25 protein-coding genes and 3 pseudogenes are annotated in these 23,138 nt (G+C 42.2%); 21 read left to right on the top strand and 7 right to left on the bottom strand.

The features are described from left to right. Positions 1 to 10 precede the first annotated feature (10 nt). From WCV65_RS04110 to WCV65_RS04165, 12 genes and pseudogenes are all read left to right on the top strand, one after another. Complete coding sequence (locus tag WCV65_RS04110) at positions 11 to 2,050, top strand: T7SS effector LXG polymorphic toxin (protein WP_338780310.1); 2,040 nt, start codon at positions 11 to 13, stop codon at positions 2,048 to 2,050. A gap of 28 nt (positions 2,051 to 2,078) precedes the next feature. Continuing rightward, positions 2,079 to 2,492, top strand: a complete 414-nt coding sequence (locus tag WCV65_RS04115; protein ID WP_338780312.1) for a hypothetical protein — start codon at positions 2,079 to 2,081, stop codon at positions 2,490 to 2,492. 104 nt (positions 2,493 to 2,596) lie between these two features. Further along, positions 2,597 to 3,038: pseudogene (locus WCV65_RS04120) on the top strand (pre-toxin TG domain-containing protein); the annotation flags it as partial. 504 nt (positions 3,039 to 3,542) lie between these two features. Next, positions 3,543 to 3,710, top strand: a pseudogene (locus WCV65_RS04125) (deaminase domain-containing protein); the annotation flags it as partial. Between the two features lie 23 nt (positions 3,711 to 3,733). Continuing rightward, positions 3,734 to 3,916, top strand: coding sequence for a deaminase domain-containing protein (locus WCV65_RS04130; RefSeq protein ID WP_338782146.1), 183 nt, complete (start codon positions 3,734 to 3,736; stop codon positions 3,914 to 3,916). Between the two features lie 19 nt (positions 3,917 to 3,935). Beyond that, positions 3,936 to 4,292, top strand: a complete 357-nt coding sequence (locus WCV65_RS04135; RefSeq protein WP_338780314.1) for an Imm3 family immunity protein — start codon at positions 3,936 to 3,938, stop codon at positions 4,290 to 4,292. Between the two features lie 190 nt (positions 4,293 to 4,482). Beyond that, entirely contained in the window at positions 4,483 to 5,004 is a 522-nt protein-coding gene (locus WCV65_RS04140) for a hypothetical protein (protein ID WP_338780316.1), read from the top strand. Between the two features lie 137 nt (positions 5,005 to 5,141). Next, positions 5,142 to 5,657, top strand: coding sequence for an Imm6 family immunity protein (locus tag WCV65_RS04145; RefSeq protein WP_338780317.1), 516 nt, complete (start codon positions 5,142 to 5,144; stop codon positions 5,655 to 5,657). Positions 5,658 to 5,750: 93 nt separating this feature from the next. Beyond that, a complete protein-coding gene (locus WCV65_RS04150) occupies positions 5,751 to 6,191 on the top strand; it encodes a hypothetical protein (protein ID WP_338780319.1) in 441 nt (146 codons plus the stop codon). 301 nt (positions 6,192 to 6,492) lie between these two features. Further along, the gene (locus tag WCV65_RS04155; protein ID WP_338780321.1) at positions 6,493 to 6,696 is read left to right on the top strand and encodes a hypothetical protein; all 204 of its coding nucleotides are present in this window, start codon (positions 6,493 to 6,495) and stop codon (positions 6,694 to 6,696) included. Positions 6,697 to 6,749: 53 nt separating this feature from the next. Next, positions 6,750 to 7,241, top strand: a complete 492-nt coding sequence (locus tag WCV65_RS04160; protein ID WP_338780323.1) for an Imm30 family immunity protein — start codon at positions 6,750 to 6,752, stop codon at positions 7,239 to 7,241. A 110-nt stretch (positions 7,242 to 7,351) separates the two neighbouring features. Next, on the top strand, positions 7,352 to 7,831 hold the full coding sequence (locus tag WCV65_RS04165; RefSeq protein WP_338782148.1) for a hypothetical protein: 480 nt from the start codon (positions 7,352 to 7,354) through the stop codon (positions 7,829 to 7,831). Positions 7,832 to 8,314: 483 nt separating this feature from the next. On the opposite strand, the gene bla is transcribed toward WCV65_RS04165, so the two are convergent. Then, positions 8,315 to 9,253, bottom strand: coding sequence for a class A beta-lactamase (bla, locus tag WCV65_RS04170; protein WP_338782150.1), 939 nt, complete (start codon positions 9,251 to 9,253; stop codon positions 8,315 to 8,317). 270 nt (positions 9,254 to 9,523) lie between these two features. Here bla and WCV65_RS04175 point away from each other — a divergent pair, with 270 nt between their 5' ends. From WCV65_RS04175 to WCV65_RS04190, 4 genes are all read left to right on the top strand, one after another. After that, positions 9,524 to 10,366: a sialate O-acetylesterase gene (locus WCV65_RS04175; protein ID WP_338780325.1), complete on the top strand. Its 843-nt coding sequence runs from the start codon at positions 9,524 to 9,526 to the stop codon at positions 10,364 to 10,366. Continuing rightward, a complete protein-coding gene (locus WCV65_RS04180; RefSeq protein WP_338780327.1) occupies positions 10,363 to 10,902 on the top strand; it encodes a helix-turn-helix transcriptional regulator in 540 nt (179 codons plus the stop codon). The genes WCV65_RS04175 and WCV65_RS04180 overlap by 4 nt, the downstream gene beginning before the upstream one ends. 401 nt (positions 10,903 to 11,303) lie before the next feature. Further along, positions 11,304 to 11,543, top strand: coding sequence for a hypothetical protein (locus WCV65_RS04185; protein ID WP_338780329.1), 240 nt, complete (start codon positions 11,304 to 11,306; stop codon positions 11,541 to 11,543). Between the two features lie 84 nt (positions 11,544 to 11,627). Continuing rightward, positions 11,628 to 12,173 carry a GNAT family N-acetyltransferase gene (locus tag WCV65_RS04190; RefSeq protein WP_338780331.1) on the top strand — a complete coding sequence of 182 codons (546 nt, stop codon included), beginning with the start codon at positions 11,628 to 11,630 and terminating at the stop codon, positions 12,171 to 12,173. Positions 12,174 to 12,321: 148 nt separating this feature from the next. Here WCV65_RS04190 and WCV65_RS04195 read toward each other — a convergent pair whose 3' ends face one another. The 3 genes and pseudogenes from WCV65_RS04195 to WCV65_RS04205 all read right to left on the bottom strand — a co-directional run bounded on the left by WCV65_RS04195 (position 12,322) and on the right by WCV65_RS04205 (position 14,791). Further along, positions 12,322 to 12,726: a hypothetical protein gene (locus tag WCV65_RS04195; protein ID WP_338780333.1), complete on the bottom strand. Its 405-nt coding sequence runs from the start codon at positions 12,724 to 12,726 to the stop codon at positions 12,322 to 12,324. 115 nt (positions 12,727 to 12,841) lie between these two features. After that, positions 12,842 to 14,023 (bottom strand): glycosyltransferase family 2 protein, encoded by a 1,182-nt coding sequence (locus WCV65_RS04200; protein ID WP_338780335.1) that lies wholly within the window; start codon positions 14,021 to 14,023, stop codon positions 12,842 to 12,844. A gap of 105 nt (positions 14,024 to 14,128) precedes the next feature. Continuing rightward, positions 14,129 to 14,791, bottom strand: a pseudogene (locus tag WCV65_RS04205) (O-methyltransferase). Positions 14,792 to 14,928: 137 nt separating this feature from the next. On the opposite strand from WCV65_RS04205, the gene WCV65_RS04210 reads away from it, so the two are divergent. Continuing rightward, a complete protein-coding gene (locus WCV65_RS04210; protein WP_338780337.1) occupies positions 14,929 to 15,516 on the top strand; it encodes a group-specific protein in 588 nt (195 codons plus the stop codon). 50 nt (positions 15,517 to 15,566) lie between these two features. Here the strand turns inward: WCV65_RS04210 and WCV65_RS04215 are convergent, their stop codons facing one another. Continuing rightward, the gene (locus WCV65_RS04215; protein ID WP_338780339.1) at positions 15,567 to 17,108 is read right to left on the bottom strand and encodes a BCCT family transporter; all 1,542 of its coding nucleotides are present in this window, start codon (positions 17,106 to 17,108) and stop codon (positions 15,567 to 15,569) included. A 349-nt stretch (positions 17,109 to 17,457) separates the two neighbouring features. Here WCV65_RS04215 and WCV65_RS04220 point away from each other — a divergent pair, with 349 nt between their 5' ends. The 4 genes from WCV65_RS04220 (at position 17,458) to WCV65_RS04235 (ending at position 21,123) form a co-directional block, all read left to right on the top strand. Further along, positions 17,458 to 17,898 carry a hypothetical protein gene (locus tag WCV65_RS04220; protein WP_338780341.1) on the top strand — a complete coding sequence of 147 codons (441 nt, stop codon included), beginning with the start codon at positions 17,458 to 17,460 and terminating at the stop codon, positions 17,896 to 17,898. Between the two features lie 72 nt (positions 17,899 to 17,970). Next, complete coding sequence (locus tag WCV65_RS04225) at positions 17,971 to 18,390, top strand: M23 family metallopeptidase (protein WP_338780342.1); 420 nt, start codon at positions 17,971 to 17,973, stop codon at positions 18,388 to 18,390. An 852-nt stretch (positions 18,391 to 19,242) separates the two neighbouring features. After that, positions 19,243 to 19,644 (top strand): hypothetical protein, encoded by a 402-nt coding sequence (locus tag WCV65_RS04230; RefSeq protein ID WP_338780344.1) that lies wholly within the window; start codon positions 19,243 to 19,245, stop codon positions 19,642 to 19,644. Positions 19,645 to 19,896: 252 nt separating this feature from the next. Next, a complete protein-coding gene (locus tag WCV65_RS04235) occupies positions 19,897 to 21,123 on the top strand; it encodes an MFS transporter (RefSeq protein WP_338780346.1) in 1,227 nt (408 codons plus the stop codon). Positions 21,124 to 21,166: 43 nt separating this feature from the next. Here the strand turns inward: WCV65_RS04235 and WCV65_RS04240 are convergent, their stop codons facing one another. Together WCV65_RS04240 and WCV65_RS04245 are read right to left on the bottom strand one after the other, a co-directional pair. After that, entirely contained in the window at positions 21,167 to 22,333 is a 1,167-nt protein-coding gene (locus WCV65_RS04240) for an ABC transporter permease (protein ID WP_338780348.1), read from the bottom strand. After that, positions 22,323 to 23,072, bottom strand: coding sequence for an ATP-binding cassette domain-containing protein (locus WCV65_RS04245; RefSeq protein WP_338780350.1), 750 nt, complete (start codon positions 23,070 to 23,072; stop codon positions 22,323 to 22,325). The genes WCV65_RS04240 and WCV65_RS04245 overlap by 11 nt, the downstream gene beginning before the upstream one ends. Positions 23,073 to 23,138: the final 66 nt, after the last annotated feature.

A 23,138-nucleotide genomic window follows, 5' to 3' on the forward strand; every position in this document is an offset into this window, starting at 1 on the left:
AGCGTGACGGATGACCAAAATTTATGAATCAGACTCGTTAGCCACGGCCATTGAAGCACGGACAAAGGAGTATAGAGACCTCGAGGATAAGCTGATTGCCCTGGAAAAAACGTTTCAAGCACTTGTCGATAATACCGAATTTAAGGGCAAAGGCGCCGACAACATTAAAAGTTTTTACCAGGCCCAAATCGACCTGGTCACGGACTGGAAAAAATTTATCCAGGCCGTTACTGATTTTTACAGCGACGTTCCGAAATGGGCAGAGGATTACAACCTTGCCGAATCCACTAAAGTTGCCGTTCCCTTTCTTAAGGAAGGACTCGAAACAGGTTCGAAAAACAGTAAAACGATGGTCGAAACGCAGCACAGCGATCTCGAGGGGATTTTAAAAACCATTCATGATCTGATTTCCCTCACCGCTTTCTCCACAGAATCCTTCGACACCAACATGAAAAAAGCGGACACGAAAAGAAGTGAAACGGTTACGGCTGTAGAGAATCTTGATACCTCCTATGAGGAAACCTACACGGCTCAGTCCAGTACGATCGGAGTCGTCCAGCAAGGCTATATGGCCATCATGAACGCAACCGCCAAAAGCGGTTCAGTCCAGCCCATGAATTTCAACGTCAAAACCTATCAGGCCGACCCCATCCACGTGGTCCGGAAAAACGTACAGGAATCCATCGAAGCCTACCAAAAGCAGCAAGAGGAAGCCCAGAAAATCCGCGACCAAATTGCCGCGGAAAAAGCGAGAATTGAAGCAGAAAAGGCCCGCATCGAAGCCGAAAAGAACAAACCGTGGTACGAAAAAACATGGGACGGCGTCAAAACATTTGCCGGGGAATTCAGCGGATACTATGACTCCGTCCGGGCAACCACAGGCGTCGATCCCGTCACCGGACGCAAGCTATCCAACGCCGAACGCGTAGCCGCAGGCGCCATGGCAGCCGCAGGCTTTATCCCCGTCGTCGGCTGGGCAGGCCGCGCCATCAAAGGCGGAAGTGCCATCGTCAAAACCGCCAAAGGCATGAACGCCGCCAACCATATGCTCGACGCCTACAAAAGCACAAAAGCCATGGACATACTAAACAAAACCGAAAAAGGAATCTACGGCCTCTACACCGCAAACAGCGCCTGGGAATTCGGAAGCGGCCGGGATATGTTTGGGAACAAGCTGACGGAGGAGCAGAGGCAGAATGCGCTTTGGAATGGGTTGACGATGGGGCTTGTTGGGGGTGGAGCTCATATTATTGATAAGGGCGGACTCCAAAAGCTCGGCAGCAAATTCCCATACAGCACGAACTATGTGAAGGACAAACTCGCCAACGCCAACAACACCCTAAGGCAGATCGGCAGCCGGGTAGGATCTAGAACAGAGGATGCCTTCCGCAGTATGCGAAACGGCGCTGGCAACATCGGGACCAGAGTTAAGGACGCTGTGGATCAGGTTAAAAAGAGAGTGCTGGATATAGAAGTTCCAACACCTCGTGTATATAGCACAGCAGGCGGTCCAGGTATGCCAATCGTTGATTGGGAGAAGCAGCGCCTTGGGGATATGATTCAGAGGATGGATGGCGGGGTTAGAGAGGTCACTCAAGGTAGCTCTCCTTTAAAGACATCTAAAACAGTTATTACTCGAGAAATGGAAGAGAAAATATTGGAGGGTAAAAGAAAAGTCCCGAAAAATGATGTAATTGGTGGCCACTCTCCTATAATAAATAATGACAATATTAAGTATGCAGTAGAAGTGCTTTCTACCAATAGCGATGGAACAAAGAATATTGTATTTACGAAGCAATTTCCTGATGGTAACATATCTAAGTTAAAAAGAAGTACGTTGTTCCCAGATTCTTGGAGTGAGCAGCAAATAATTAGCAGTATAGCTGATGTTGGGGATACACCTGCTATAGCGTCTAGATTAAGGGACATGGCAACTTGGCATAGGACGAAGGTTGAGGGTGTGGAAATTGATGTGATTAAAGTAGGGGAAAATGTGACAAGTGGTTATCCTACAGGGAAAATAAATGCCCCTCGTCCGTCAGGATTTTAAATTTTATATTGTATAAAGGGTGATAAGTATGTATAAACAATTAGATATGCTATTATCTTCTGAAACAACAATTGATTCCTGGTACGATGATGGTTCAGTCATTGCAGGGGAAATTCTAGCAGAATTTAATTTAAATGATTGGGATGAACTTACAAAAAACGTATATGCTAAACCACTAGATTGGCAAAAGAAATTAGCATATTGCTTAGATAATGAATGTAATATGCATGAACTAAATATTTTACTAATTCTGCTGACAGTTCCAGATAAAGAATTGTCTGTAATATGTGTTGACACTTTAAGGAGTTTTACAACACATGATAGTAAAACTTTAATTGTTGAGAATCCATTAGTAATAAAACGAGTAAATGAGCTTATCCCAACTTCAGGACCAGTAGTACAGAAAATACTTGAAGACTTTTTAGTGAAAATGAAAAATTAACAACAGTAATGACTTTTTTCACCCTAAGTAAAACGTACTTTTCCGAATTAAATATATTATGGAGCCCCCTTTGCTACTGCCAAAGGGGGCTTTATCTTCATGTGGAAGAAACAAACAATCCATGGTACAAACAAACCATGTGATAGCATCAAAACCTTCACAGGCGAATTCAGCGGCTATTACGACTCCGTCCGCGCAAGCACAGGCGTCGACCCCGTCACCGGCCGCAACCTATCGAGCGCCGAACGCGTAGCCGCAGGCGCCATGGCAGCCGCAGGCTTTATCCCCGTCGTCGGCTGGGCAGGCCGCGCCATCAAAGGCGGAAGTGCCATCGTCAAAACCGCCAAAGGCATGAACGCCGCCAACCATATGCTCGACGCCTACAAAAGCACAAAAGCCATGGACATTCTAAACAAGACCGAAAAAGGAATCTACGGCCTCTACACCGCCAACAGTGCCTGGGAATTAGGAAGCGGCCGGGATATGTTTGGGAACGAGTTGACGGAGGAGCAGAGGCAGAATGCGCTTTGGAATGGGTTGACGATGGGGCTTGTTGGGGGTGGAGCTCATATTATTGATAAGGGCGGACTCCAAAAGCTCGGCAGCAAATTCCCATACAGCACGAACTATGTGAAGGACAAAATCGTCAAGGCAAACAACGCCTTAAGGCAGATCGGCAGCCGGGTAGGATCCAGAACAGAGGATGCCTTCCGTAGTATGAGAAACGGCGCTAACAACATCGGGAACAGAGCTAAGGACGCTGTGAATCAGGTTAAAAAGAGAGTGCTGGATATAGAAGTTCCAACACCTCGTGTATACAGCACAGCAGGCGGCCCGAATATGCCGATGGTTGAGTGGGAGAAGCAGCGGCTTGGGGATATGATTCAGAGGATGGATGGTGAGGGAGTAAAAGGGGCTGGTAAGAGTCCGGGTAAAGTATACCCTACTAGACCCATAGATCCGGTGGATGAGGCTCATATAATTGAGAGAGTGAAAGAACTTAGAGGGAATTTAACTAGCGGTTATAAAAAATCTGGAAACTTTGCTATGGCAGAAGTGCATGTTAATGGCATTGATAAATCAGAGTTTTATGCTCAAAGTAGCATAGATGAATTAACAGAGAGTCTAAAAGAAAGAGTGCCCAATATTTCTTTGCAACCCAGAAATCCTATGTTTAAAGCTACGGAAGCGCCTGACAAAAAAGGCAGTAGTATTTAAGGGATTCAGACACAGAGTATAAGATATTAAATGATGTTGCTTCTCAGCTCGGAAATAATACTGAGGCGAGAGGAAGAATTAAGTTATTTACAGAACTAGATACATGTAATAGTTGCAGCCAAGTAATAGCGGAGTTTTCAAACAAATATAAAAATATTGAAATAGAGGTTATTCATAATAACGGAGAAAGATTAAAACCAAATTAATAGGTATGGAGAGATTTCTATGGAAGACTGGACATATAATGAGTTATTTGAAACAATTCAAGAAATATATCAAGAATTCTTAGCTCAAGGTAGAGGATACAGACATGCAATAGCAAGAATAGTAGATGATTTCAGTAACTTAGGTAAGGTAGAGGATATTATTGTAGATGTAGCTATAGGTGAAATTCTAATTACTAATGATAAAGTTTTCGTTGGTTACGTTGAAGGTATTACAACAAACTTAAATATGTTTAACCCAAAAGAAGCAGAAGGAGAATTAACATCAGAAGAAATAAAGGATTTATCGAGAAGAATTAATAATGTACTAGCAGGATTAAGAAAAGCAGAAGTTGATTATAATCCTTCAGCAGAGTAATATTTTTAACTTTAGTGGCTGTAACTAAGCGAGATAACCATATTTTTAAAAAAAGAACTCCCCTTCAGCTATGGCTAAAGGGAGTTTTTTTTAGGAACAACCCAGGTACAGACCAATTTGGAGTATTAAAATCGTCTAAGGCAGAGTCACCGAACCAAATGATCCTGACGTTATCAAAACCGCCAAAGGCATGAACGCCGCCAACCACATGCTCGATGCCTACAAAAGCACAAAAGCCATTGACATTCTAAACAAGACCGAAAAAGGAATCTACGGCCTCTACACCGCCAATAGCGCCTGGGAATTCGGCAGCGGAATGGACCTGTTCGGGAAGAAGCTGACGGAGGAGCAAAGGCAGAACGCGCTTTGGAATGGGCTGACGATGGGGCTTGTTGGGGGTGGAGCTCATATTATTTATAAGGGCGGACTCCAAAAGCTCGGCAGCAAATTCCCATACAGCACGAACTATGTGAAGGACAAGCTTGCCAACGCAAACAATACGCTAAGGCAGATCGGAAGCCGGGTAGGATCCAGAACGGAGGATGCCTTCAGAAATACCCTAAGCGCCGCAAACAAACTGGGCACAAGAGCCAAAGAGACCGTCAACCATATTAAACAGAAAGTATTAGATATTAAGGTTCCAAAAGCGGTCCGTGTGTATAGTGCGGAAGCTAATGGTGTAATCTTGTATTTATTTCAGAACAAAAAATAAACAACCCGTTAAATAGGAATTAACAATTATAAATAAATTGGAAAGACTCGGCAAAAGACTGGAGACAGAAGCTTTAATTTATGCCCTCATAAATGAATGACAAATAAATGAATAATTAGAAAGGGGACATTCACAAATTGAATCAATTTGAAAATTTGTCGGTGGATGCTAAAGTGGTGTATCTATTATCCCTTTCTGAATTAATAATCGGGAAGATTTCACAATCTAAAGGTTATGGATTGGTTGTTGAGTCATTAGAACGGGGCTGGCAATGGGTGAAGTATAGAAATATTGAGGCATCCAGCCTTTATTTATACTTAGAAAACATGGATGATGCTAGTATTATGACATATATGCAATTTGAAAATGATAATCAACGCGAGAAAGTATGGATATGTTATGGGAATGCACTAGCGTATATAATTTGGGAAGCTTATCAATATGAAGAAGAGAAATACCTTCCTCAGACTATTGAAAGTGTTGATTTTGAAACAGTTGAGAGCTTTGTAACAAATTTTAATGAAGTATTTGAGAATAAAAGTTTACCAGTTAAATTACTGCACTTCCTTGAGGAAAACTATCCGAAGGGTACTAGTAAGCACGTGGATAGAAATTTAATAAAGACTTTTATAAATGGTTGTATGGAGGAATGAAATACCTTTACATAGAATTTAAAGGTGTTAATAACAGTTTTAATCTAAAAAATTTGAGAAGGCCTGATAAGATAAAAAAAGCGAGGGATCTCAATGTGTGTTGGAAATACTGGCACTAACAACATTTCAAACATAAAAACTTATGAAACCTTTGGTGTTACAAACGACCATATAGATCAAGTTAAGATCCATATAGGGCAGTTGTTAAACGTGGAGTTCGAATTGCATGAGAGTGACTATTTAGGCATGTATTACCTTGCAAGATTGCCAGATTCGATGAATATTAAAATATTGCAAAATTTTGCAGATGGCGATTGGCAGGAGGAAGACCATATGGATTGTCCTCTTCTAATAGAAATAAACAGAAGCAGTTCAGCCATTTTTGAAAAGTTATATAGTAGTTCTCTGCCATATTTAAAGCATCTTTATAGAACTGAAATAGAGTCAAAACAATATGCAAGGAAGTTTAAAATACAAAATGGGAAACTCATCCTCCTATCTGAACATAAAATAAAAAATCCATATAATTCATAATATTTCTTAACTCCCTATCTCTATTGGTATAGGGTTTTTATTATGGAGAAAACGTTTAAGGTTGTGTTGTGAAACGCTATAAATATTTGCGGTATTGAATGTATTTCGGCGCATCATTTTGCAGTTTTTAGTACGATGAAGGTATGATTCGGAAAACAATAAGTTGAAGGAAAGCAGCTGGGGAATCTATTGAATGAAGCGGAAGGTGTGCCCGCCCTGCGAACGCCTGCAAAACGAATCAGCGGCCAAGTTTAACAAAGCTGATCTTTATAGAAATGATAATAAGTGAGGCTATGAATCAATGAAAGCGTATTTGAAATTAAATGCTCCAGAACTGAATATTCATCCTTTAAGAATACCAGAAGGATGGACAGTTAATTATAATCATTTTCTTGAGATCGATCCACGTGCATTGAACAAAGAAGATGATAGATGGTTTTTAATGAACGATAGTCTTTTACAGTTAAATCATTCTCGAAAATCCATTACGGAAGAACGATTATAATAATTCCAAAAGCGTTGTATATACTGAACGGATTTTCCCAGGGGGAATAGGATTTGAGCGATTCTATTAATCTAGATGAACTTACTAAAGAGCTAACAGACAATAGACTTCTAAAAACTAATGAAGAAGCTGAAAAATTCGAAGCAGTACTGACTGAAATAATAAATAAAAAAGACATCAGTCATATTGAAGTTTTATGTCGGGGATTTTACGATGAGACCGAGAAGGATGAAGTAATGTTCGGAGTAATCCATGCAATAGAATCGTATGACCAGGAATATCCTCTAGAAGCTGTCCTGAAAAGATTGGCTTATGCTATCCCGGCCATGATTCCGCATGCATATGTATGGCTGGAGATTTTACATAAAAGAATATTAAATCATGAAGAGCCTAAGCGTGTGTATGCAAATGTCATTAAAGATATCGGAAACCAAAATACAATAGAAATTATAGAAAAACAGCTGAATGAAATCAAACATAAAAACCCGCGGAAATTTAAGATGACTGCAAGCTATGTTTTAAATGTTATTAAAGGTAAAGACTAATTCTTATTTATTCTCTAATCAGCAAGGTTAGAGGCTCATTAATAGTGGTTCTATCAAAAGCTGACCTGAGATAAAGTAGGATACTAAATAAGACTGTACTTGGAGTGATCATATTGCTTGAACCGGTATACGGTCAAAATATTATTGTTGGGTTTATCTTCAATCAGCATTTTAATTGGTATGTGACATATAGGGAACTATGGTTTCTAGATTACCAAAAATTTAATGCAGCCGATAAAGATACTGGTTTCTCTTATGGAGATTTTAACAATGAAAGAAATAATATTCCGGTATTAGATAAAACAAACGCATTGTTTTTCCTGAATAGAATTAAAGAATTAGATTCCGCAGCGCTTACTCAATTATTAATAGATTACAAGGACTCTGAGGATTTATTGGACTTTTCTCCCGCCCTCTTAGTTAATTTTGATTGTAGAGAATTTTACTCCTTATTTCCTGAACCTGCCTCCTTCGAAGACTATGTGCCAGATGGATGGAGTTCACAGTATTTTGATTTTACTGGAGAAATACTGCCTGAATTCAAATATTGGATTGATCAATCGGGTGTATATTTACTGGTGAAGAGATAAGATATCTCAAAGAACCCTTTATAATGAGGAGATAATTTGTATTTACGTTTCTCTTTTATTCGTCAGGTCCCATATTTTCATAAAAAAGAAAAAAGTGCCTGTCACCACCCGTGACCACCTGAACATATATTGAATTCGGGAAGTGATTGGCACTTTTTTGGGAATTTTGCTCTGTTAATGCCTGGTGTTGATTTTAAACATCTGTTGATTGGAGTGGAAGGCGTGAGACTCCTGCGGGAGCAGCGGGACAGGTGAGACCCCGCAGTCGCGAAGCGAGGAGGAGGCTCACCGCCCGCCCCGCGGAAAGCGAACGCCTGCAGCGGAAATCAACAGCCAAGTTAAACAGAGCTAAAACTTCTAATACACCTTTAGAAACGATGATATTATCACTTAATTTAATTTTTGAATTTCGTTTTAATAAAAAAAGTTTGATTGTTTTTAACCTTTGCCCTTAAGTAATAGCGTCTTTTTCTTAAAGAAAAATCACTTAAATGCATTCAGTGAGACCTTGGCCGCTTTTGCTATAAGTTCATTATCATAGGTGGCATCCTTAGTATCACGGGTGGATAGAATCGCGATGATGATGGGAGCTCTGTTCGGCGGCCAGATGACTGCAATATCATTTCGCGTTCCGTAGTCGCCTGCTCCGGTTTTATCGCCGACTTCCCATCCTTTAGGAACAGCCGCGCGGATCAGCTCGTCTCCAGTCGTATTCCTCTTCATCCAATCTGTTAGGATTGCTTGCTTGTCATTCGGTAAAACGCCATCGACCGTGAAAGCCTTCAGGCTGGTGGCAAGTGCTCTTGCTGTACTTGTATCACGGATGTCTCCTGGGATGGCGGTGTTTAAATCAGTCTCGAAGCGGTCAGGTTCGGTGACATGGTCGCCAATTTCTCTCAGTCCTTTTTCGAAGCCGTTAGGTCCACCAAGTTTCTGCAATAAAAGGTTCGCAGCGGTATTATCGCTGTATCGGATCGCAGCATCGCAAATTTCTCTAAGAGTCATCCCGGTATCCACGTGCTGCTCTGTGATTGGAGAATACGTGACGAGGTCATCTTTGGTGTAGGTGATGACTTCATCAAGTTTGTCAATCGGGTTTTGCCTTAGCAATACCCCTGCGGCCAAAGCTTTAAAGGTAGATGCATAGGCGAATCGTTCATCAGGCTGATAGACCACCGTGCGATTTGTACCGGTGTCGATCGCATAGACGCCGAGCCGGGCATTAAACTGTTTCTCAAGCTGCCCGAACTTTTGCCCAGTTGCATGACTTGTACTTTTTGTTTGTTCTCCTACTTCTTTTGCCTCGGTCTGCTTTAATCCTTCTCCAAAAAGGCTTAAACTTACAAGACTTAAACTTAATAACCCAACACTCATCCATATTTTTAACATGCTCACACTTTTCACAATGATCCGTCCTCCCATGAGTTGATATTGTTGGTTCAATCCCATTCTGAGTCAATCCACTTAATCACATAATAAACACGGATGAACGGTGCAGTGTTCATACTTTTCCGTATCTATCATTCGTAATTTTGATTAAGTTCTATAGATCTAGAATGACCCCAACAGTTCCTTTACAGCATTAAGCAGTCAGTAGAACGCTTACAATTCCATAGTGAGTTGACGATAGTCTAATTAGACTCTATACTAGTTTAGTCTAACCAGACTATTATGTAAAGGAATGAAAATTAAATGATAAAATCTTTTTTAATGTTAGGCCAATCAAATATGGCAGGCCGGGGATTCTTGCATGAGGTAGAACCGATCTATAATGAAAAAATAAAAATGCTTCGCAACGGACAGTGGCAAATGATGATAGAACCAATTAATTATGACCGCCCTGTTGCCGGGATAAGTCTGGCAGCATCTTTTGCAGAGGCGTGTTCGAAAGCGAACCCGGATGAAGAAATTGGTTTGATTCCCTGTGCGGAAGGCGGCAGTTCCTTGAACGATTGGCATCCGCAAGGTACTCTTTTCCGACATGCTTTGTCTGAAGCTCGATTTGCTCTTGAAACGAGTCAAATTTGCGGCATCCTTTGGCATCAGGGTGAAAGTGACAGCCATAATTCTCTGCATGAAACGTATTACCAAAAGTTATCTCTTATCATTGAAACTTTACGTAAAGAATTAAACCTTCAAAATGTCCCATTAATCATTGGTGAGCTGGGTGATTTCTTAGGAAAAACAGGTTTCGGAAAGTACTCATCAGAGTTTCAAGAAATCAATGAACAATTACGTCGATTCGCCCATGAGCAGCAAAATTGTTATTTTGTATCGGCAGAAGGTCTAACTTCCAATCCGGATGGTATTCATTTGAACGCCGTTTCCCAACGGAAATTCGGTTATCGCTACTTCAAGGCATTTTCCGAAAAACGGAATATCCTAGAGCCTCTTTCGGATGAAAATCAATCACTAAACACAAACCGTACCTATTCGAAGACTGAACAAATCTATCTTCACAGTCTGAATTTGGCTCTGGGTAAAATCACATATGCTGAATTTGAAGCACAAATGGCAAAGGTGATGCAGCCATGATTCCCTTACTCATTCTTGGCTTGCTTATTCAAAACCCCGGCGCACATGGATACGAACTCTTAAGTTTAATGGAAAAACGGCATTATAAATATATCGTTAACTTTACTAAAGGTTCATTTTATTACAATTTGCAGCAACTTAAAGATAAAGGTTTGATTGAAGAAACACAGCAAATACGTCCAAACAACAATCGTGAAATTCACCCCTTCAAAATCACCTCTTTAGGATTAGAAGAATTTGATCAATTAATGTCCAAATATGGAACAAAATCCGAGTATGTAAACCTATCATTTTATGGGGCATTACTCTTTGCAGATGTATTTGATAAAAATAAATTAGCAGAATTAATCCAATCCCAAATGGATCAAACGGAAGCCAGAATTGCTCTTCTCGATGAATACTTAGCTAATGCGAAGGAATTGCCTGGTAAAATGGATTATTTTCGCCGCATGAACGAAAATTCCCGTTCTCACCATTTAGTGAACTTAAAATGGTTTGAAGAATTGAAGGCAGACATAGAAGAGGCTAATGTATAAATAAAAACGATCATCACCTATCCGTATTGGAATGGATAGGTGATTTTTCATGCTTTCTGTAGATGGATTTGTACTCTCAGCGCTAAATTGGTCAGGAGATTATCCTCATGAAATCATTCAAGCTATAAGAACAAATAACCCAACCAGTAATCCTTTTAGTATAAAGACAAAAACGGCATTATTATTGAAATAGTCTATTTTCTATTAATTTACTTGCCTCTTCTTTTGATTTTTGTATTAAAATGGAATTTAAGGGTTTTCTTTTCATACAGAAGACCGGGTAAATAAAATTGTTCTGAGACACGATCAAAAGATATACATAAACCGATTTTTTCCAACTATATCATCCCTAACACAAATAGCTGCAGAAGCCTTTCTGCCATGGGGGAAATGGAGCAGAAATGAACGGACAATTCCCTGATTTAAAAAATTATCGTAAAGATTACAATAAGCGTGAAAATCCGAAAAATGTGAAGAAGGAAGAAAAAGATGGATGTTTAAGTGATTTAGGAGAAGGCTGCATGGAGGGCTGTGTGCCATCAGGATGCGGATGCGGCGGGTCCGACGGCTGTATGATTCTGATCATGGTTCCTGTTCAGCTTACGATCCTTGGAGTTTGGTTCTTTGACAAAATATTTTAACGAAGAGTTGGTATCTGCTTTATTAGATCGCGACGGTTACTTTGGCAGATCAAGAAGTGAATAAATAGATTAAGGAGGCAAACCATGAAAAATATCATCATCCAAAGACCCGTACCAGTCCAAACAAACGAGCTGCACCAATTCTTCAGCCGCGTCATCACGGATACCTTCATTAAAGAAGGAATTGGCGACCGGCAGGAGGACTTAAGAGACGAGATAGCTGAAAAAGTACATTACCTTCAAAGTGATTTTGAAACGAATGGAGAAAAGCGGTTTTTCTTAGCTGCTTTAGAGGATGGCAAGGTTATCGGCACAATTGAATTCGGTCCTGCAAGTGAACTCATTTGTAAATGTACAAACGGCACTTACAAAGGTCTGATGGAGGTCGGCACGGTGTTTGTAGATCCGGATTATCAGAAGAATGGAATTGGCAGCCGGATGCTGCAGGCTATTGTTTCCGAATTGAGGAATCAGGGATTTGAGGAGTTTTGCCTGGACAGCGGCTACGGTCAGGCACAGCAAATCTGGAGTAAAAGATTTGGTGAGCCGGAGTATTGGCTGCGGGATTACTGGGGAGAGGGATTGGATCATATGATTTGGAGATTGAAGGTTACGGATGTTTTGGTTTGAACTTTCCCTTTTCTTCAATAAAAAGGGACTGTCTGCAATGCTGCTAAACAAAAATAGGGAGACGCATTCTAAGCGGTTCCCTGTTTTCGTTTGCAGTCTGAGTCAGGCTGTTATAGCAAGCGGGACTTTAAAACTGCCTCTTATTTGTTTATCTGCAGCCGGCTAAGCTGTATTCATTCAGAATGGCTGCGTGTTCACCTGTCGTAACCAGGCTGATGATTTCTTCATTATTATTTTTGATGGCAGCATTTACTTCCTTTGAATTTGGAGCTGCTCCATACTTCATAAGGTAGGCGACCATATATTTATTATTTTTGGCAATGGCGAGTTCAAGTGCGGAGTGGCCGGACTGGGATTTGGTGTGGGGAGTGCAGTTCGCTTCCAAGGCAGCAGCGAGACTTGTTACATTATTGCTAATTATACTTTCGATAAGAATATTAGGTGATTCCTTCGTTTTTTTATTTTTCCCAAATACATATAGTCCAATGGCTATGATCATCACAAGAGTCCAGGAGTTGGCGGATAAAATAGTGCTAATTGATTCGAAATGCATGCTGTGTTCTCTCCTCCGATATTTGTTTCTTACAATAACTATATCGGGTGACGGGAATAATAGTTTAGTCCTGAGTCTAATTACCTCTATAAACCTAAAAGCAAAGGGGTCTTGCTTATTTCCTGAGCATGTTTATCTTGTATAGTTCATTGGTATGCAATTGGACAGGAATGTCATAGTTAGGAATGACTGCCGATTCATTTAGATTATAGCCAAATGAAACGATGGAATGATTAGAGTAATTGTTAAAATTGGTGACTAGCGTCTGAAGGATACTGTGCTGGGAGAAAGGCCGCTGATCAAGAACCATCACATATTGGGTTTTGACTTCAGGCATATAGGATTTTACCGCTTCTTCAGCCGTTTGATTAGCATACGATACCGCAGTGGTAAGCGGATGGGATACAGACAGCAGTTTTTGGGTGACGTGCTGGTCGGATGAGAGGTCAAGAATGACAACTAGGTAGTTGCTGTAAGTTTGTTCATACACATTCTCAAGTCTTACAATCGTGCTTTCATCTGCGTAATACAAGGGGAAAAGCAAGGTTAGTTCAAGCGGGATATTTCGTCTTTGCCTTGCCTGATGGCGCACTAAATGAAATGTATATCTCCAGCGCCGGTGCTGCTCTGGACTTTGCAGCTTGGCTGAAATACTTTGTTTGGAGTTGACGCGGTAACTGGCGAGTTCAACCGGAACATACATGATGTCACAGTGTTCAGTCAGCCTCAGCCAATATTCATAGTCCTCTACAGGTTCAGAACCGTAACCGTCAATTTTCGCTGCGATTTCTCTTTTATATAGAAAGCAGATGCCAATGGTGCATGCGTTCAGAAGATTTTCCTTCGGCTGGTTTAAATAATTGCGAAAGTGGACCAGGTCCTCTTCGGTCTGAAGAAATTGGCCGTCATCATTGAACATCCGGAAGGAGCTGTGCACAAGTCCGATTTGCTCTGGAGAGAATTCCATTAAGTTTCGAAGCGTCTCAATGAAATGAGGATAGTAAACGTTATCGCTTGATACCCAAGTTAAATAACGGATTTCGGGATCTGCAAAAAATTGATCAAAGCCGTGATTCAGAGAATAGGTAACTCCCTGGTTAATCCCATTATCAAGGATGGTCACCCTCGGGTCATAGGAGGTCAGCGATTCGGCAATCGTCTTCATTTCGGGTGCTCCATCTATGACAATGACAAACTTAAATTCCCGGTACGTTTGCGAAAGAATGGACTGAATGGCTGCTGTTAAAAAAGAAGGATTTTGATAATAAACGGGCATAACAATGCCAACATCAGGCATAACGGGTTCACCACCATTAGGATGTACAGTATCTTATTCAATCCGGTGAAAAGTGGCTTGTATATATGTCCAATGAAAAAGAAGAAGAAAATCCGATTCTTTTTTTTACTCCTTTACAATTCCAAGTGCAAATCCGTCATATCCCTTTGCTCCGACCGTTTGAATGGCGGTTGAGTCAATTCTTGGATCCTCTGACAAAAGATCAATAAATTGGCGTACGCCCTGTACACTTGGGTCATCATGATTTTCATCCGTCACATGCCCTTCGCGGACGACGTTATCTCCAATGATGACCGCTCCAGGTTTGGAAAGCTCCAGCGCCCATTTCAGGTAATGAGGGTTATTCGGTTTATCTGCATCGATAAAGATGAAGTCGAATTCTTTTCCTTTTAAAGACGGCAATGTATCAAGTGCCGCTCCTACCACAACATCAATTTTCTTCTCTAAGCCAGCATTCCGGATATTCTCCTCCGCGACCTCTGCGTGTCTTGGATCATATTCCAGAGTCGTGAGATGCCCGTCATCAGGCAAGGCGCGTGCAAGCCAAATGCTGCTGTATCCACCAAGTGTTCCAACTTCCAAGATGTTTTTAGCCCCTTTAATTTTTGCGAGAAGGTAAAGAAGCTTGCCCTGGTTTGGAGAGACATCAATTGAGGGCAAATTGGCATCGGTGTTTGCTTTTAAGACCGCGTCCATAATTGGATCAGCCGGGTGAAGTTTCGTACTGAAATAATGGTCTACATCTTTCCAAAGCTATGCGTGGTTCATTTTTCGCTCCCCTTATATGTAGAATTTTCAAACAAATTTATTGTATCATATTTCCATATAGTACAAGGACGTTTGGTGAAGAATGCCGATTATGTTGTAAAATTTTTATAAATACAGAGAGGGGTGATTGTGCAGGAATGGAAACGGGATTTGAAATGGAAACAAATGCGCCTTACTCTTTGAATTATTTAATATTTATCCAAAACATACACCTTAATAGGAAGAATCCAGATAAAGAAAATCCTTTGTTTCCATACGTCGATAGTTCGGCGTGGGGGATCGTGAGAGAGGATTTTGGACAATTTTACACAGAGGTTTGGGAAGAGGCGGTTAATAAGAACTCACGGGATCGTTTATATGACCACTATGGTGTATTTGACAGAGATAAAGCCTTATATCAAAAACTATTTGAGAACGGCGAAATAGGGGCTTTCGGCTATGCTGAGAGCGTCAAATCGTTTTTAGCCTGGTGGAATGGGATTTATGGAAGGATTGCCATCGAGAAAGTGTTTGACGAATATACAATGAATGAAGTTTATAAAGAGCTGGCTGCTTCATTAAAGGTTAACAAACGCTTACGAATTGATTTGACATATGATAAACCGCTGCTGGCAGGATCCGCTGAACTTTCCTGGTACGCGGTGCTGCCTATTGAGGATATTTTTATGCCCTATAAAGTACCTGAGATTGTACCAAGGTTATTAAAGTGCTGTGAGGATTTTTAGGTTTTTAAGAAAGGAAAAAGGGATGCTCATTTTCAGCATCCCTTTTCAGGTTATCGTGTTTCTATAGGATCTTTACCCATTTTAGCCTTTAACTTTCTCTCTTCTTCCACTTCACTCTTCATTGCTTTTTGTAATGACCAGCACATAAGAAGAAGGACGATGGCAAATGGGAAGGCGGCTACAAGCGAAGCGGTTTGCAGAACTTCAAGTCCGCCTGCCAGTAGAAGCACAGCTGCAGAAGCAGATTGAATGACTCCCCATGTTACTTTGATCTTGATGCTCGGGTTCAAGTTTCCTCTTTCGCTAAGCATACCAAGAACGTAAGAAGATGTGTCAGCAACCGTAATATAATAGATGGCTACTACTGCAAATCCGATTACACTCAGCAAGGAGCTAGCCGGCAGGTAATCAAAGAAGTTGAATATGGAAAGTGAAACGTTGTCCGCAATTTGTTTAGCAAGCTCTGGGTGACCCATGTTCTGGATGATATCAAGAGCGGCTCCTCCGAAGATGGCGAACCATACACATGTCCCAAGCGCTGGTACAAACAGAACGCCGATGACGAATTCACGAACCGTCCGCCCTTTTGAAATACGGGCGATGAACATACCGACAAACGGACACCAGGCAATCCACCATGCCCAATAGAATAGCGTCCAATCTCCAATCCAAGTGTTGTCCCCAAATGGTCTGATCCGCAGACTCATGTTGACAAAGTCACTTGCGTAGCTTCCGAGTGAGCTGAAGAACACTTCAAAAATAGTCAGTGTAGGCCCAAGGATCAGCACAAGCAGCATGATCAGGAATGACAGGATAATCGCTGCGTTGGACAGGTACTGAATTCCTTTCTCCAATCCGGTGCTGATGGAGACAATAAAGAGCAGGGTAGCCACTCCGATTACGATTAATTGGACCGATACATTATCCGGTACCCCCATAAGAGCGTGCATACCTGCGGAAATTTGCATGGCTCCCAGTCCGAGAGAGGTAGCAATACCGAAAACAGTGGCGAATACGGAAAGAATATCAATCGTCTTTCCAATTGGACCGTAGATTTTTTCTTTTAAAAGAGGGTAAAAAGCAGAGCTTACGGCTGCAGGAAGCCCTTTTTTAAATTGGAAATAAGCAAGTGCCAGGCTTATGACCGTATAAATTCCCCAGGGCTGCAATCCCCAGTGAAAAAAGGAATACTTCATGGCTGTATTCGCTGCTTGGGCGGTGTAGCCTTCTCCGTATGGCGGATTCGTGTAATGGGTAACAGGTTCAGCAACCCCCCAGTAAACAATCCCCACTCCCATTCCTGCACCAAATAGCATCGCAAGCCAGGAGCCTGTTTTAAATTCAGGTTTGTCCGTCTCTTTCCCGAGTTTAATGTGCCCAAATTTAGAGAATAGCAGGTAAATCGCATACACCACGAGAAAAAATGCAGTACCGATATAAACCCAGCCTAAATACTCTATAACAAAGTCATAAGCTGTGGTCGTTATTTTGTTGAAGCTGGCTGTGAAGAAGCCTCCCCAGATAATGAAAATCAGTGTTAAAAGAACGGATATAAAAAATACACTATGCTTTGAAAAGCTAAAATTCTTCATAATTTCTAGTTCTTCTCTCCTTCCATTTTATTGGTATTCCGCCCGAACTATGCCACCGTGTAGTCTAACGGTAACTTTTGGCTATGTCCAGTGCAGCCCCTTGATATTGACCCAAAACCGTTTGGATTGAACCTTTCGTCATCGTTGCCATGCAGGCAATGACATCCCTTTCAAAAAAAAAACGTAAAAAGTTTTGAGAGGGATTTTTATTTTTGTATAATATTTTCCTGTTATTCAATGGTTTGCCTATTCTATCTTCTGCAAATTTAAGGTGATTTAGTCGGAAAACCCAAAAATTTGAAGGGGAATAATCATACATGTCGAAAGGGTATGAAAAGGAGCCAAAAAAATGAAAAAAATAATGGCAATATTGCTCGCTGGAAGTCTTCTCATTATAGCCGCCGGTTTTGAACAGACCCCGAATGAGACTCGTTTCCGGCCCACTGAATTCGGCAATCTATTTCTAAAAGGTGAATACGAAAAAATATACAATCAGACAAACGATGAATTTAAAGCACAAGTTCCGCTGGACGACTTCATGCATGTAAGCGGAGAATTTAACAAGGGTGTAAGCAAATACCGCTTGGAATCCACCATACTCTTGAGCGGAAACAAGCAGTATATATGGACGGATCAGTCAAAAACCAAAGGGATCTCAGTCATTGCACAGGCAGACAGGACAATAGCAGGCTTAAACTTATTACCACTTGAGCTACATTCTCAAACCGATAAAAACTATACTAGAAACAAATACACCATGCCGGTCAAAAATCGATGGCTTGTTTACTAGGGTGGGACGAATGTCCTACTTGATTACCATTACGCATATGAAAGCCAGAGGTACGCATATGACCTCCTTCAAATGAAAAAAGGACAAACATACAAAGGGAATCCTTTAAAAAATGAAAGCTATTATGCTTTTGGCCAGCCGGTAGCTGCTCCATTAGAAGGGACCGTCATAAAAACAGTCGATGGATTGAAAGATAACGTCCCCGGTGAATTGAATCCGGATCATCCGGAAGGAAATTACGTGGTAATCAAGCATAAGAACGGAGAATACAGCATCCTCGCTCACTTCATGAAAAACTCCATTAAAGTACGTGAAGGAGAAAAAGTAAAAACGGGACAAATCCTTGGCAAGTGCGGAAACTCAGGCAATTCGACGGAGGCACACATCCACTTTCAGGTGAGCAGCAGTCCGGATATCATGACAGGGAAATCGATTAGGATTCAGTTTGAAAACGGGAAAGAGCCGGTAAGAGGAGAATACACAAGGAAATAAGGACAAAGTCCCTGCGTCTTATGCAGGGACTTTGTTTTTTGGGGGTGGCGGTGGAGGCTTTTCTTCACCGTGGATGTTGGTGCCTGACCCGCGTTGCTTCACCGCATCGGGGGACAGAGGCAAGGAACGCTGAACCCAACGGGCACAAGGGCTGGCGGAACAGGGTGCCAGAGCTTTCACACAGTAAAATTTGTGGGGACTGGCACGGTGCCAGTCCCGCTTTGCTTCACCGCATCGGGGGACAGAGGCAAGGAACGCTGAACCCAACGGGCACAAGGGCTGGCGGGACAGAGTGCCAGAGCTTTAATGCTGTAAAGATTGTGGGGACTGGCACCCCATCAGTCCCAATGATTAAAAATGATGTCACCAACTCTTTCAGGCTTCCAAAAGGATAATTCTCGCAACTCCGCCTCGTTCAGCTCATTTTCATTTTCGAGCAGATTCTTTCTCCAAATCACTCGCTCATTTAATTTCTCTTTGCTTAGAATCCTATAGAAAGGGAGAAATGCGTCAGCAAGTTCCGGTGGATCAATAAACCGTATGTTCCCATACTCAGCTGCGGAAGCAAAAGCGAGATATGGATAATGCTCATTCAGAAGAAGATGGAACTGATTTGTTCTGGTTTTTATTTTTGCATGATAAAAGTTGAAGGGATACCCTGGTTCTTTGAATTGCTCGAGACTTGCCTGACACGCCCTGGCAGCATGGAAACTGGGATTTATCCATTCGTTGTGCTGAATTCGTAAAACCGGTAATCCCGTTTTGTAAGTACATTAAACTCCAACTTTCCTAATTTATTGAAAAATAGTATAATCGATTTGTTTTTTATATTGGAAACAGGAGAATGATCGCGTGTCAATAAAACAGATGAAAATTGGAATGCTCACGATATTCATAGCATTCATCTCTTACCTATTCTATCAAACTTTTTTCCGTTCACCACCTCTGCAGGGACAATCTCAAAGCGGAAACTGGGCGGCTGAATATTACGAGAATGATGTGTACTGGGAAACAAAAATTACTAAGCTAAGTGAAGCTGATATTGAAATAACTAAGGTAATCTGCATTGATAATGGAGAAACCTCTGAATTCTCAGGCTTCAGCCGTGAGGAATGGATGAAAGATAGCAACGGTAAATATTACGTAACGACAAATATACTGGCAGATGCACCTGAAGATAATCATAGCTATCAGGTACAGGTCCATTGGCTGCAGAATGAAAAAGAATACGAAGAAACCATTACCCTGAAGTGACTTAGGGTATTTTTCATTTCTTGGCATAGGCGCAGGCAAATTGCAGGTGCCAGTGCTATGCTTCACCGCATCGGGGGACAGAGACAAAGATCGTTGAAATCTACTCACACAAGGGCTGGCAAACAAGGTGCCGGAGCTTTAGTACGGTAAAATTTGTGGGGACAGGCCCCCGCTCCGCCACCAGCCCCTAAACAACCCAATTAGTGGTAAACTTAAAAGCAGAGCTTACCTACATAAAGGGGAGAAACCAACATGCAAGCTGCTGAAAGAAGGCCATCGGTCAATCCGACGGTGTATCCGATTCTTTTTGCGATCGGATTTGTACATTTACTAAATGATACGATGCAATCTGTCGTTCCGGCTGTGTTTCCGATTTTGGAGAGAAGCATGAACCTATCTTATGGCCAATTGGGGTGGATTGGATTTGCGCTTAGTATGACGTCTTCCATTATGCAGCCGGTTGTGGGATGGCTGACAGATAAAAAGAGTGCGCCGTATGTGCTTCCGTTCGGAATGGGGCTGTCGATGATCGGAATGCTTGGGCTGGCATTTGCACCAAGCTTCGGCTTCGTGCTGCTTTCGGTTATTTTCATCGGGCTTGGTTCGGCGGCGTTCCATCCGGAAGGGTCACGGGTTGCATACATGGCAGCGGGAGGAAAGCGCGGGCTTGCCCAGTCCATCTATCAGGTTGGCGGGAATTTTGGACAGTCGCTTGCACCGCTTATGACAATCCTGATTTTTATTCCGTTAGGGCAATTCGGTTCAATCTGGTTTACGCTTGTGGCGGCCTTAGCGGTATTCGTCCTCCTGTTTGTATCCAAATGGTACTCGAACCAGCTGATCCGGTTTCCGAAAACAGTAAAAGCGACGGTAAAAACGACGACCAGAAAAAGGACGAAGCAGGTAGGCTTTGCGATTACGCTGCTCGTTTTCCTCGTGTTTGCCCGTTCCTGGTATTCTGCCGGAATCTCAAACTATTTTCAGTTTTACTTAATTGAGGATTATGGAATCTCCATTAGGGAAGCACAATACTTTATTTTTCTATTCCTGGCTTCCGGTGTGATTGGAACATTCCTCGGCGGACCGCTTGCCGACCGGTTCGGCAAACGGAATGTCATTTTGTTTTCGATGGTCGGATCGGCTCCATTTGCGCTCATTCTTCCACATGTCAGTCTGATATGGGTTTACCCGTTATTCTTTATTATTGGAGTGATTATTCTATCAAGCTTTTCCGTCACGGTGGTTTATGCGCAGGAGCTCATTCCAGGAAAGATTGGAACAGTTTCCGGACTTATCGTGGGCCTGGCCTTCGGTATGGGGGCAATCGGGTCTGCGTTTCTCGGAATGCTTGCGGATGTATGGGGCTTGTATGCCACGATGACTTTGTGCAGTGTGCTCCCGGTGATTGGGATTTTGACGGTGTTCTTGCCATCGGATCAGAAGCTGAGGGAGTGGGAAGAAGAGTCTCAAACGCAATGAAAAAAGCAGGCCATCCATTTTGGGGATGTGCCTGCTTTTTTCGTTATTTCCCCATTACCCACTGGTCCTTCTTAAACAGAGAAACCGTAATGGCAAGTACGATGACCATGAACAAAGCGGTACTTCCGACAGTCAAAAGAATGTTCTGGACATTAATAATGCCGTAGAGCATTTCTTTTATCAGAGCAAACATATTGATTGCGGGAATGATGAAATGGTGAAAGCTCGTTTCATTTACACCCGTGCTTGTTAGGGTAAAGATCGGCAGAATAGGCAGCATCATGATCGGAGTTTGATAGCTTTGGGCCTCTTTTACTGATTTTGAGATAAGACTCGCGAGCATTTGCACGGATGACATAAAGAGGGCGAACATGACGGATGTCATCAGTGTAATTCCTATGAAAATCCAAACATGGTCTCCAAATTGGAGCGCTTCTTTCAACTTTTCCGTCAAAAAGATAATTTCTAAGCTGACAACGGCAACTGCTGCAAAGCCAGAAAAAACAGCAATGGTCGAGACAGTCAGCCATTTAGCCAAAAGCATTTTCGTACGGCTTACCGGTGTAATCAGGAGGGCTTCCATTGTTTTACGATCTTTTTCGCCTGCAAATAAATCGGTTGCAGAAGGGTAAGCGCCTGAGACGATAGCCATTGCGATAATCATAGGCAGAAAATTTGAAAAAATACTTAAGGCGGCAGCACTGTCATCCTCACTGTTCATTTCTTTCGTCTTGACTTCAAGGGGCTGAATGACCATTGGATCAATATTCGCTGCCTGAAGGCGGTTTTTGACTACCCCATCCTCAAATGCGGTTAGCTGTGCATCCATCATCTCCATTAATACAGACGAATTTTTGCTGAAGGAATCACCATATAGAGTGGCATTTGCCTGCTGTCCGCTGTTAATTTTCTGCACAAATCCGCTGTCGAATGTAACGGCCGCCTGAGCATCTCCATCTCTTACGGCTTTTTCAGGATCCGTAAAGCTTTTTGTGTTCACATTTTTCAATCCGCTCACCAGCTGTTCTTCATCGTTTGCAATGCTGGAGGATACGGCTAGGGTAAAAGTTTGCTTCGAATCCGCCATGATGTTTTCGTAAAACAGAGTGAGTCCCGTAAGAACCAGTATCGGAATAAACACTCCCATCAGCAGCGTTCTCCGGTCCCGGAGCGAATCCTTCATTTCCTTTAGATAAATGTTAAGAAACATGGCTTTTCCCCCTTACTAATTTTGACATGAATATATAGTTCAAATCCTTGCTCGCTTCCTCTTGATAAAGGTGCTCAAGGTTCCCCTTGTAAACGACTTCCCCTTTATGAATCATGACAACGGAATCGCAAAGCATCTGAACCTCTTCCATGATGTGGCTTGAAAAGACAATCGTTTTCCCCTTTGACTTCAGCTGGTGAATCAGCTGGCGGAAGATGTTCGACGACGTAATATCAAGTCCGGTTGTCGGTTCATCAAACAGGATGATGTCCGGATCATGGATTAGTGTTCTTGCAATCGCAACCTTTTGGCGCATCCCCTTTGAAAAGCCGCCGACTTTGCGGTCAAGGTAATCCTTCATCCCGAACATCACGGCGAGCTCATCAATCCGTACCTTTGTTTCATGCTTGCTCAACCCGTAAAGAGCAGCAAAATACTCAAGGTTTTCTTTAGCAGTCAGCCTGTCATACAAACCGGTTTCTCCTCCGAAAAGTACGCCAATTCGTTTTTTGACATCAAAGGATTTTTTGACGGTATCGAATCCCGCTACACTGATCGATCCGTCTGTTGGGGTAATAAGTGTGGCGATTGAGCGGAGAAGGGTTGTTTTGCCGGCCCCGTTTTCACCGAGCAGCCCGACCACTTCTCCCTTTTTCACATCGAATGAAATGTGCTTGAGTGCCGTTACGTATGCTTTTCGATCTTTAAACTGCTTTGTTACTTCTTTTATCTGAATCATGCTCTCGTCTCCCTTTCTGCTGGTTTCTATCGTTATCATACATGGTGGAATCCAGCGAATCTGCGA

The sequence above is a fragment of the Metabacillus sp. FJAT-52054 genome, from assembly GCF_037201815.1.
Lineage (GTDB): Bacteria > Bacillota > Bacilli > Bacillales > Bacillaceae > Metabacillus_B > Metabacillus_B sediminis.